Origin of the sequence: Nonomuraea sp. 3N208 (assembly GCF_052245935.1) — a bacterium.
Taxonomy (GTDB): domain Bacteria; phylum Actinomycetota; class Actinomycetes; order Streptosporangiales; family Streptosporangiaceae; genus Nonomuraea.
In genome coordinates this window covers 1-11,026 of the sequence record NZ_JBQQBR010000092.1, presented here as the reverse complement: position 1 = coordinate 11,026, position 11,026 = coordinate 1, and the positions used below count along the sequence as shown (strand labels likewise).

Annotated in this window: 10 protein-coding genes; 8 read left to right on the top strand and 2 right to left on the bottom strand. The window is 61.5% G+C overall.

Annotated elements, in window-relative coordinates; translation table 11 throughout:
- The first annotated feature begins 910 nt into the window (after nt 1-910).
- Both ACTWPT_RS58805 and ACTWPT_RS58800 read left to right on the top strand, forming a co-directional pair.
- Nucleotides 911-1,354 carry a UTRA domain-containing protein gene (locus ACTWPT_RS58805; RefSeq protein WP_443186270.1) on the top strand — a complete coding sequence of 148 codons (444 nt, stop codon included), beginning with the start codon at nt 911-913 and terminating at the stop codon, nt 1,352-1,354.
- Nucleotides 1,351-2,139: a hypothetical protein gene (locus ACTWPT_RS58800; protein WP_443186269.1), complete on the top strand. Its 789-nt coding sequence runs from the start codon at nt 1,351-1,353 to the stop codon at nt 2,137-2,139. The genes ACTWPT_RS58805 and ACTWPT_RS58800 overlap by 4 nt, the downstream gene beginning before the upstream one ends.
- 213 nt (nt 2,140-2,352) lie before the next feature.
- On the opposite strand, the gene ACTWPT_RS58795 is transcribed toward ACTWPT_RS58800, so the two are convergent.
- Entirely contained in the window at nt 2,353-2,610 is a 258-nt protein-coding gene (locus ACTWPT_RS58795) for a hypothetical protein (protein WP_443186268.1), read from the bottom strand.
- Between the two features lie 104 nt (nt 2,611-2,714).
- Between ACTWPT_RS58795 and ACTWPT_RS58790 the strand changes: the two genes are divergently transcribed.
- The 6 genes from ACTWPT_RS58790 to ACTWPT_RS58765 all read left to right on the top strand — a co-directional run bounded on the left by ACTWPT_RS58790 (nt 2,715) and on the right by ACTWPT_RS58765 (nt 10,296).
- On the top strand, nt 2,715-3,938 hold the full coding sequence (locus ACTWPT_RS58790) for a helix-turn-helix domain-containing protein (RefSeq protein ID WP_443186267.1): 1,224 nt from the start codon (nt 2,715-2,717) through the stop codon (nt 3,936-3,938).
- Between the two features lie 1,012 nt (nt 3,939-4,950).
- The gene (locus ACTWPT_RS58785) at nt 4,951-7,194 is read left to right on the top strand and encodes a glycoside hydrolase domain-containing protein (protein WP_443186266.1); all 2,244 of its coding nucleotides are present in this window, start codon (nt 4,951-4,953) and stop codon (nt 7,192-7,194) included.
- A gap of 72 nt (nt 7,195-7,266) precedes the next feature.
- A complete protein-coding gene (locus ACTWPT_RS58780) occupies nt 7,267-7,566 on the top strand; it encodes a hypothetical protein (RefSeq protein ID WP_443186265.1) in 300 nt (99 codons plus the stop codon).
- 229 nt (nt 7,567-7,795) lie between these two features.
- Complete coding sequence (locus ACTWPT_RS58775) at nt 7,796-8,302, top strand: M15 family metallopeptidase (protein WP_443186264.1); 507 nt, start codon at nt 7,796-7,798, stop codon at nt 8,300-8,302.
- Nucleotides 8,303-8,383: 81 nt separating this feature from the next.
- Nucleotides 8,384-9,436 carry a hypothetical protein gene (locus ACTWPT_RS58770; RefSeq protein ID WP_443186263.1) on the top strand — a complete coding sequence of 351 codons (1,053 nt, stop codon included), beginning with the start codon at nt 8,384-8,386 and terminating at the stop codon, nt 9,434-9,436.
- 125 nt (nt 9,437-9,561) lie between these two features.
- Entirely contained in the window at nt 9,562-10,296 is a 735-nt protein-coding gene (locus ACTWPT_RS58765; protein ID WP_443186262.1) for a hypothetical protein, read from the top strand.
- A 231-nt stretch (nt 10,297-10,527) separates the two neighbouring features.
- On the opposite strand, the gene ACTWPT_RS58760 is transcribed toward ACTWPT_RS58765, so the two are convergent.
- Nucleotides 10,528-10,674: a hypothetical protein gene (locus ACTWPT_RS58760; RefSeq protein ID WP_443186261.1), complete on the bottom strand. Its 147-nt coding sequence runs from the start codon at nt 10,672-10,674 to the stop codon at nt 10,528-10,530.
- Nucleotides 10,675-11,026: the final 352 nt, after the last annotated feature.

Here is an 11,026-nt window from a genome sequence, read left to right as displayed (position 1 = left end):
GCGGTTCGGCAGCCCGCCGAGTCCGCCACCGCTCCCCACCGCCGCGTGGATCAACCCGCCAACCCCACAAGCGCTCATAGCGTCCAAATAGCAGGAAGCTGTCTCAAAGATCTTGACAGGTACCGAGGCACCCCGATCGACTCAGATCGACATTCCCAGACTCCCCGGTTTTCCTTCGGGACGAAGAGGTCGTGGGTTCAAATCCCGCCACCCCGACAGTATTGCCGCAGGTAAAAGGCCGCTTCCGAAGATCGGAAGCGGCCTTTTCTGTCTTCTGAGTGACTAACTGCGTGACTATGCTGCGGATCTGTACTAGGCCGGAGGCAAGAGCTCCCACTTCTTCAGAAGCTCGGGTTGGCTATGGGGCTCAATCCCCAGCTCAACCCTGAGAGTGTCAAGGACCCGATCGCAGACCTCGTCCAGTCGTTCCCGGTTGACCTTCATACTCTCCCCTTCCACGAGCCGGAGGGCGATCTCATGATCCGTTAGAAACAGCCAGCAGGCGTCACTGGTTGTTGGGGAGCCCAGCAGGATGATCTCATCGAACGAGTCCCGGACGCGCTTATGCAACTCTCGAAGCCGGGCTAACGTCTCCTCAGACAGCGCATCCTTCTGCAGGTCATCGATTGCATCCTGTAGGAGATTGGCCCAGCTCTGGGCAAGTCCAGAGAAGCTGAATAGAGACGAAGGCGCTCATTCCGCCAATAGGCCTTTAACTCGTGCACTCTCTCAGCTTGGAGGCGCTCCTGCTCACGCTCTCGGGCCACTTCGCGACTCCAGCGACGATCCTCGCGCCAGGCGTTCACAAGCTGCCCAGCGACTACGCCGATCACGCCCAGTATGGCCACAACCACAGGAACCCAGATCGAGACCTGCCCTGATGTCACAAGCTGAGGATACGTTCTGTCACATGGCGACACAGCCCCCAGCGATATCTCAAGACCTGGAGATTCCACCACCAGCGGTAGCCGAACGCCTCAACCTCGATGCCGAGAAGGACATCGTGGTGGTCCGGCGTCGGGTGCGGTACGTGGACGACGTGCCGTTCCAAACGGCCGACAGCTACTTCCCCGAGGACATCGCCAGGGGTACCCCGCTGATGCAACCGAAGGACGTGAGCGCCCCGGGCGGTCTACTGGCGTCCATCGGCCGGGGACAGACGCGACTGGTGGACGAGATCCAGATCCGGATGCCGACCAAGGACGAGTCCTCCCGACTCGGGCAGCCCGCCGGCACCCCGGTGGCCGAGCACACGCGCACCGGCTACGACGCCGAAGGCCGCCCCGTACGCGTCATGATCACCGTGGCACCGGGAGACCGGCACACCCTCGTCTACGAGCTGGACGCCTCGTGACCGAAACAGGTCTCTTCCACGACGACCCCATGGCGCGCCCTCTCACCTATCCGGGCCGCATCCCCGCCACCTCCGGCGTGCTGGTGGACGACGAGTACCTGCCGTTACTCCCCGTCGACGGGACTCCGGCCGAGGAGTGGCAGGCCGGGGAAGAGACACTGGGCAAGCTTCTGGTGCGGCTTGACTGCTCGCCCATGTCGGAGCGCTATCCGGTGGTCGCGGTGGGCTCGAACGCCTCGCCCAGCCAGATGCGGCGCAAGTTCGTGAGCCACGCGATCCGGCCTGTCATCCCCATGACTCTGGCCGACGTCGAGGGCATCGCGCCTGGTGTTTCAGCCCATGTGAACCGGTGGGGGTACGTGCCAGCGGTGCCGGTGGAGGCACCGGGGAAGACCGCGCGGCTGTTCGTGCTCTGGCTCGACGATCGCGAGCTGGCGACGCTGGACATCACCGAACCCAACTACTGGCGTCGCCGCCTGCCCGCCGACCGCCACCCCGTGACCCTGGAATCCGGTGTCCGGCTGCCGCCGTGCTTCGTCTACGTGGGCCGCCACGGCTGCCTGACGAACGGGGATGGGCAGGCCCGACGCCTGGTCGATCAACCTACGTTGATCCAGAGCCTTCTGGACGACTCCCCCGAACTGCGCCGTCTGTGCGGCGGCACTCCCGAGGAGTTCGTCGCACGCGTGCGAGACGAGGCGATCCGTGAAGCGGTCTATCGGGTCTTCCCCGCAGAGCGGCGTGTCCTGTCGCAGCCCGCGCTGGTGGACCTGCCGTCGCTCTAACGCCGGGAGGTGTGCCGATGATTGCGGATGAGGGCTTCCCAGACAGGCCGGACCTCGGCATAGCGGCGCCGGGGCGTCGCCTTCGCCGTTGCGGCGCAGCACGAAGTACAGGCCGCCCTCACAGCACCACTCGTACTCCCCACAGCACGAGGTCTCCCGCACCCGCAGTGTGCCGCCGCGCTGCGCGTACGGCTCCCACTCCGCCACGGTGGTTCACTCACCCCGGGCGATCATGACCTGCTTCGCGTGCCGCAAGCGCAGCACGGTAGGGCCATAGACATAGGAGGGCTGCCGAGCCAGGCGGTCCAGCCGCACCACGCGGACCACGCCCGTGGCCCCGGGAGCCAGCGAGCCGAGCGACTGGCTCAACAAGGCGACTGCCCGCTCATGCTCACCCGTGACACCGCACGCGCCCCGGCCGAACGCGTCGCTGGCCGTCCACTCGTAGAAACCGTCGCTGTCGCCGTACATGCATACATCCCAGCTACAGGCGGTAACAGCTCAACAGAGGACACCGAGAGGCGACCTGGGATGTCCGCCCCGTGTCCGCTCGTCTCCCATCGGAGGTGCGCCGGATGAACGAGCCCGTCCCATACTGGGCCGCCCGCCTGCTCGCGGCCCGCAAAACGCGCGGCTGGTCACAGCGCGACTTGGCCCGCGAGCTCGCCCGCGTGTCAGACAAGCCCCTGCCGGAGGTGGACAGCCTCATCCGGCGCATCCGGGGCCACGAGACCGGCGAGCACCGGCCGGACGCCTTCTACACCCGGCTCTACTGCGCCGCCTTCGGCATGGCCGAGGACCAGCTCTTCGGCACGACCACCACACCGGTTCCCGCCCTGGCCCTGCCCTCCCTGGCCCCGGACGCGGACCTGTACGAGCGCATCACCCGCGCCATCGAACAGCCGAGCCGCGTCGACTTGGCCACCGTGCAATGGCTGGAACACTGCCTTGCCGAGCACCGCCGCGTCGAGGACGCCATCGGCAGCCGCCCCCTGCTGCCCCTCGTCCACGCCCAACTGTCCACCGTCGCCGACCTGGCCCGAGGCGCCCGAGGCCCGCTCGCCGACCGGGCCGTCGCCGTGCTGGCCCAGTACGCCCAATTCATCGCCTGGATGTGCCACGACTCCCGCCAGCACGCCGCCGCCCTGGCCTGGTACGACCGCTCCCACGCCTGGGCCATCGAAGCCGGAGACGCCTCCCTCGCCTCCACCACCCTGAACATGCAAGCCCACCAGGCATGGAGCCTCGGAGACCCACACCGCTGCGTCTGCCTGGCCGAAGCCTCCCGCTGGCACAACGGCCGCACCACCTACGGCGTGCAAGGCATGGCCGCCCAGATGGCCGGCCGAGGCCACGCCCAACTGGGCGAAGCCAACCAGGCCCGCACCCGCCTCGCCGAAGCCGAAGACCTCATCCGCACCGCCGCCGCACACCCCGAAGACGAACCACCCTGGATGTGCTTCTACGACGAGGGCTGGTTCCTCATGCAACGCGGCATGGCCGAACTGGAACTCGGCGACGGCCGCCGCGCCGCCGACTACCTAGAACGCGGCCTATCCACCCTGCCCGAGTCCTACCGCCGCGACAGAGCCTGGTACGGAGCCTGCCTCGCCCGTGCCCAGCTCATGCAGGGCGACGCCGAGGCCGCAGTCGCCACCGCGTTGGATGTCGCCCCGGATGCCGCAGCACTGAACGCCTACGCTGTGACCGAACTCCAACGCGCCGCCCACGACCTAGCCTTGTCCAGCGCCCCGGGTGCTCAGGCGATCAAAGACTCGCTGACAGGCTCGAAGCCGTAGTCAGTGTCCCTCGTGTCCCCGCTGTCCCTCGTCCCCTCTTGAAGTGCGGAATCCCTGTGGTAGGAGGGGACAGGTCGGGGACATCAATGTCCATGCAGTCCCCGGGCGCTGCTGAACCACTAGGCAGCGGCACCAATGCCCTGGTGTTTCAGCGCTCGTACATCGGTGACCCTATGACTTCACTCTCTCCATCGCCATCCCTCAACTGCTCCGCGGCATCGTCATCCCCGACCCACGACGGGACCGGGAGCACCGCCTGACCTGATCGATCTGGCGGCGACGGCACCAATACCGCGCCCGCCTCTGCCACCAGCGATGGCACGCCTGCGCGGAGACAACACCATGATCACAACGATTTACGGCTGCCGTATCCGAGCGCCTCGGACGGCAGCGCGACCTCGCAGGACACCCCGAAAAGGGTGCTCGGGCGGAACCCTCGCCATGCCGACCAGTTCAGCCGACACGACCGTGGCGTGAGTCATCGAGGCTGACTTTGTGGTCAGCGGAAATTCCCCTTGTTATCAGATCGAAATCAAAGTCGAGAAATGGAGATCTTGAGAACCAACCGCCCCTCAGGCATTCTAATCACAGACGGTCAGGCCGAACGCAAATACACCAGTCAGTGTGATTCGACAACTCTGCTCAGACGCTACTCTAACCACGCCTTGAAGGGTCAGTATGGCCAAGCACTCCCGCTTGATTCGAGCGGAAGTCGTCGCGTTCACAAAACCAGAAATCTCAGTCACGATGACTGCCGCATATGCCGACCCTATTCATCGCTACTCCACCAAGAATGTCGATGTAACCCCTCGACCGGACGCCGCTGGACGAGGTCCTGACGCAGAGAGATACTGACGAGGATTTCGCTGCACAGCCGTGACCCTTTGCGCCCTAGAACCCATCTCCGAGATAGAGGGTTTTGGCCATGGCCGGGTTAGCGCTGAGCGTATCGCCGAACCAAATGTCGACGTGACAGCCGCTCTGAACCACTATTTGCCATGGAGGAGTAGCAATGGACGAAATGGTGCTACGCGCTCAGCGATTCATCAACACGGTCTATGGCAGTGTGCCTGGTATCAACAAGGTGGTTGAGGACGGCGTCACTGGGTGGGCGACGATGTACGCACTGACCCGCTGCTTACAACACCAGTTGGGCATCACTGCACTGTCTGACAACTTCGGGCCCACGACGATGTCAACACTCACAGCACAATGGCCGTCGATAAATCGAAGCACCGGCGCCCCTGCAAACTTGGTCCGCATCATTCAGTCTGGGCTCTACTGCAAGGGCTACGACGGCGGTGAGATCGATGGGATCTATAATGATCGAGTGTCTGCGGGCGTCTCGAAGCTGAAGGCAGACAGCGGTGTCAGTGGTCTGTTTTCCGGCGACGCGATGGTACCCAAACTCTTCAAGGCCCTCTTGACCATGGACGCGTATGTCCCCGTGTCCGGCGGGACTGGTGATGTTCGCAGCGTTCAGCAGTGGATGAATGGGCGCTACGCACACCGGCCCAATTTCTTCATAATTCCGTGTGATGGACACTTCTCGCGTGACGTGCAGAAGGCGTTGTTGAAAGCACTGCAGTACGAGTTCGGAACACCAGAAACACAGGTAGATGGCATTTTTGGCCCGATGACGCAGGCTGGCCTGAGGGCGAATGAAGTCGGCGTCGGATCCAGTGGCGTGTTCGTTCAGCTCTTCGCGGGTGCCATGATATTCAACCGTAGGAACGGAGTAACCTTCACCAGTTCCTTCGGCCAGGACCTGGCGGCACAGGTGCGCGACTTCCAAGGGTTTGTGAAGCTCGCGATCACCGGCCGGGGGGATTATCAGACGTGGGCTTCGCTCGTGGTCAGCCATGGTGATACAACTCGGCGGGGAACAGCCTGTGACTGCGTAACAGAGATCACTACGGCCCGAGCGCAAGCCATGAGGGCGGCAGGCTATTCGATCGTGGGCCGCTATCTCACGAACGTACCCAACACGTCACTCAACAAGAAAATCCAGCCCGGAGAGCTTGCGGTCATCAGCGGAGAAGGCCTATGGGTCTTTCCCATCTACCAGACCTACGGCGGGTCGGTTACCTACTTCAACCCTGCGCAAGGGGCTGCCGACGCGCTGGCTGCCCTTGACGCTGCTCGCGGCTACGGCTTCAAGCGGGGCACCCGAATCTACTTCGCTGTCGACTTCGACGCGCTGGACTCGGATGTCACGAGTAACATCATCCCGCACTTCCGCGCAATCAAGACTCGCTTCGCACAGTATGCCAGTGAGTATCAGATCGGCATCTATGGCCCCAGAAACGTCTGTTCACGCGTCGCGAGGGAGGGTTTGGCCACGGCCAGCTTCGTGTCCGACATGTCAAGTGGGTTCAGCGGCAATCTCGGCTTCCCCATGCCGGAGGATTGGGCCTTCGACCAGATCTCTACAATAACGGTGGGCAGCGGTAGTGGTCAGATAGAGATTGACAATAATATCGCCTCGGGCCGAGACAACGGGCAGAACACTTTCGACGCGGTTCCTGGGGGTCCGAAGCTCGACGTGGCGTTCGACGTCGCCAATCGAAACGCTCTTATCGCCGACCTCGCCGCCTATCTCGAAGGCATCGGCTATCCGGAAAGGCCCTGGCAGCTCAGCAACGCTGACACCGTCGACAAGTTGCTGAGTCACGACGGCCTTTTCACCGGCTTGGCTCGGGCATTCCGAATCCGTAAAGCACTGCTCCAGGCGCCGGCCTTCTTCGAAACGCGCATGTCCGGGCCCGACGATGCTCTGGCCGAGACAGCGGTCACGAACTGGTATACGTACAAGACGGCATACGAAGCTTGGGAGAAGGCCGGGAAGGTCGGCCCTGAGCCGACAGTCCCTATACCCGTCAAAGAGGACTCGAGCACTGGCATCGGGCAGATTCAAGCCGGTAGCGCGATCAGTTCTCGCAATTATTGCTCCAGTCATAGAATAACGGAAGAGCCGTTTCTGGACAGCTCGGACTGGCATGTCGTATGGGACGTTTGGAAAAAGCTCAAGAATGACAACGAATACAACATTAGCACGATCCCCCTCCTCCACTTTTGGGGCGCCGATGACATCGGTGTGGCCAGACCAGGTTTGGCGGATGACGAGGTGCTGACGCGCCGAGTCATCGCACGTTACAATGGCACCGGCACCGAAGCCGAACAGTACGGAGTGGAAGTGCTGGGGATCTATCGTGTGTTCGAAAAATACAATGCTCCTGCACGTAATCTGAGCTGACGACAGCCGAAGAACGGAGAAGCGGGAGTGCCTTCGGGTCGCGGGTCGACGGCGCGTCTTTCATGGACAGCATTGGGCGTCGTCTATAATGTTCTTCTCGGTATTTTCGCATATTTCCCGATCGACTTCGCCTATGCACTCCTAGTCGGACTTCCGCCGACGAACAACCGAGACTCCGCCTGGGCATTCGTCGCCATCACCATAGGCTCGTGGCTTGCCCTTCTGGCCATGGCGATCCTCCCTAACATACCAATCGCAAGGCGCTCCGTGATGTCGATGAAGATTTACTTCGTCATCGCGACGATCCTGATTCTTGTGATTCCGACGATTAGAATGATTCCGATCATCGCGATATCCAGCGTTCGGTGGTAGCAGGCACACCTCGGAGGGCCGTGTGGAATTCGAGAACACTTCGAAGTCGCCATTTTCTCGGCGCTTATTGTTCCGTGGCGCAATAGGCATGATGGGTGCTGCGTCAATCACCTTGGGAGCATCAAGGTCAGCAAGCGCGTCTCCACTGCACGCGCAGGATGGCGCAGGCTCCGTGGCAAGGGATCAGTCGCTGCGATCGTCTGTTCGGTACAGCGCGAACGGGTGGCCAGTGCTCATCGGCGAATCCCGCACCCGGCAAAAGGTAGAGCAGGAAGAGGATCTGAGCTGGGCTCCCACCTGGCTGATCAGCGGCAGTAGCGCGAACGTGACCCTGCGACTCGGCGAGGTGGCGACGATCCTGCTTCACGTGGCCGCACGATTCCACTACGAGATCGGCACGCTCGTGGACGGGGACGTGGTCGGGCACAGACCGCTCGGTAACACAAGGCTGTCAGCGGCCGAAAGCAATCATTCTTCCGGGACCGCGATCGACATCAAGCCCGGCTGGTACCCATCAGGAGCAAAAGGTGGGTTTTTCCCTAATGAGAAGGCAGTGATTCGAGACATTCTTACCGAATGCGAAGGCTTAGTTCAGTGGGGCGGAGACTCCGATCAAGCTCTTTCGGAAGGACACTTCCAGATCGGGGTTCCACCTGGCGACATCCGTTTAGGGCAGGTCGCCGAAAAGATTCAGGGTTGGAATCAAAAGCCAGGCTTGGGTGCGGGTCGCAGATAGTTTAATACCAGGTCGGGAGAGTTTGAATATAGACGAGATCTCCTCCTCTCTTCGGACATGGGAGCCAAGAGTTGGAGTCGCATGAACATGACCATATACAAGTTCCCCGATTTATATATCACCCCATCGACTCTGTTGAAAGATCAGGAGCAGTTCTTGCGTCTCCGTGCGTTCCAGCGAGTAGTGACGTTCTCTGTCATGACAACGCTATTGGCCGGCGCCTGCTCAGATACTGATCCGAATGACGGTTCACGCCCGACATCGGCTGCCACAGTTGTGCGGACGGCAGAAGACCTCGGGTTACCCCTCGACAAGTACGATCTTGACGCCAAGGGGCGCTCAATTGTCCAAACTGCTCGCTACGCCTTGATAGCCCAGTGTCTGGCTGCGTTCGGCCTCAGGATGCCCAAGCATGACACGAGTCCGGCAACGTATCCCGCTAACGCCGATTATCTGGGGTGGCTCGGAGCCCTCAACGTCAGCAAAAATGGCTACACAGGCACAGAAGATCAACTGCTTAACCTTCGGCCTGCCGCTCGTGACGGCATTCGCGGATACCGTATACCAGCAGATCAAGATGCAGTGCACACCGGCACCATACGCTCGTACAGGGGGAAGAGGGTTCCGCCGGAAGGGTGCGATGGCGAAGCGCAGCGAAAACTAAATGGGCAAGCTCCTGGGCCCGATGGCAAGGTTCCTGCCAGACCTCACATATACAAGGACCTCTATGTTCTGATGGATGACGCAGCTGAGGCAGCTGCCTCGTCCGACGGGTCTCGCATGGATCAGCGCATCGCCGAGTCGACGGCCCGCTGGAGCGCGTGTATGAAGGCCAGAGGTTTCACCTACAGCCAGCCTTCTGACGCCGAGCATGACCCACGCTGGGTGGGACGCCGAGATGTTCCCGTTGGACGGCAACACCTTGCCCCGCCCACGAGGGAGGAGCTGAAGACGGCCACAGCAGATGAGCAATGCCGTCTCGAGGCCAACTACAGCGGCGCGAAGAAGGCCGCATGGACTGAAGCACAGCTGGACATCATTACAGCAAATGCAGAGAAGCTGGATCGCCTTCGAAATCTTCAGCAAACTCGATATCGAAATGCTCTGAAGGTAATCGGAGAGCGCCCCTCTTAATCTCCGAACCACACTCCCGGATCGACATTGAGCTTTCCGGCAATCCATCATGCTCTTGCGCCGCGCAAAGAGCAGTGATGCCCAGATCCAACCTCGCGAACAGTCACTACAAGAAAGGATCAACCATGAAAGTCTCCCGCCCCTTAGCCGACGGACTTGCGGCAGTATCCATCACCGTAGCAGGGCTTGTGGCACTCGCCGTTCCAAGCTCTGCCAACGCTGATACGTCACGCCCGGTGGATCCCCAATTCAACGACAAGACTTCGCTCGTATCTCCTCAGAATCGGGAGGCCGACGAAAAGGTCCTGAATATCCCGGCACCCAAGCCACAGCCGATCGCGCCAGAAGAGCTTCCTTTGAACGAATCCGATCTGCGAGCTGCTCGCAGCGGCGTGGGTGCTCAAGACGTGAGCATTCAGGCAGCCGACATCTGGTGCGGAAGCTGGCTCAGCGACCCTGGCGCGATCAGCCTGCAGAGCATCACACGCTACTACGCCGGCGAGTACTACTGGGACGCACCCTCACCGCACGGCGCACAGGCCAATCTGACCTGGCACCCGATTGCGGCAACCGCTGCGACCAATGGCGTCAGATATGGGTGGTCGAAGATGTACCCCGTCGATATAAACGTGATTTCCCAGTTCCTGTTCGATGCGCAAGTCACCACAGGATGGTGGGACAACTCGAGCAATCCTCATTTCTGTGGATGGGGCAGCAGCCTGGCGCGGACCGTCACAGGTACGAACGCTGCCTATACAGCGGGAGTCAGGCAGTCCGAAGCGACCTACGTCCGTGCTCATGGAAAGCCGAGCTACCCCGGACAAGCCTGGGCGTACCTCAGCGAGAGAACGGCGTTCTAGGCCGATCTCAAGGGTCGTAAGCTCGCTACGTGGCGGTGAGCGATAACAACGACGTATCCGGTGATTGGTTCAACGACCAGGAAGAAGCAATTGCCGGATACTCGTGCCCAATGCCACCCGTTCAATTACGGCAGCCGTAAATCGTTGTGATCATGGTGTTGTCTCCGCGCAGGCGTGCCGTCGCTGGTGGTAGAGGCGGGCGCGGTATTGGTGCCGTCGCCGCCAGATCGATCAGGTCAGGCGGTGCTCCCGGTCCCGTCGTGGGTCGGGGATGACGATGCCGCGGAGTTGGCGGAGCAGTTCGGGGATGGCGATGGCGACCAGGCCGAGGTGTTCGACGAGGGGACCGTCGAGCTGAGGTTGATGGGCGGTGGCCACGGCGATGAGGGTGTAGGCGAGCAGGGCCAGTTGAGTGACGGACTGCGTGACAATCGCTACGGCTGATCACGAACGTTGGCGGACGGTCCCGCACTCTCACCGCAGGTCACAGGGCTGCCGAGACCCGACTGAATGAGTGTTCTAATTGCTTCGGGACGAAGAGGTCGTGGGTTCAAATCCCGCCACCCCGACGCCGTTTAACCAGGTAGAGGGCTTGATCCGCTAAGCGGGTCGGGCCCTTTTCCGTTTCTGAAAGTCGATAGGAGCCAATCGGGGAGCCATCTCACTCGGACTCAACCCGTCGGCTTGTCGCCGAAGATTGTGTTCATGGTGTGGGCGCCCTTGGTGATCA

Bases quoted from the DNA above. Each gene is read 5' to 3' on its own strand.
- ACTWPT_RS58805 (WP_443186270.1), top strand. From the start codon at position 911: ATGGCGACACAGCCCCCAGCGATATCTCAAGACCTGGAGATTCCACCA.
- ACTWPT_RS58795 (WP_443186268.1), bottom strand. From the start codon at position 2,610: ATGTACGGCGACAGCGACGGTTTCTACGAGTGGACGGCCAGCGACGCG.
- ACTWPT_RS58790 (WP_443186267.1), top strand. From the start codon at position 2,715: ATGAACGAGCCCGTCCCATACTGGGCCGCCCGCCTGCTCGCGGCCCGC.
- ACTWPT_RS58785 (WP_443186266.1), top strand. From the start codon at position 4,951: ATGGACGAAATGGTGCTACGCGCTCAGCGATTCATCAACACGGTCTAT.
- ACTWPT_RS58770 (WP_443186263.1), top strand. From the start codon at position 8,384: ATGAACATGACCATATACAAGTTCCCCGATTTATATATCACCCCATCG.
- ACTWPT_RS58765 (WP_443186262.1), top strand. From the start codon at position 9,562: ATGAAAGTCTCCCGCCCCTTAGCCGACGGACTTGCGGCAGTATCCATC.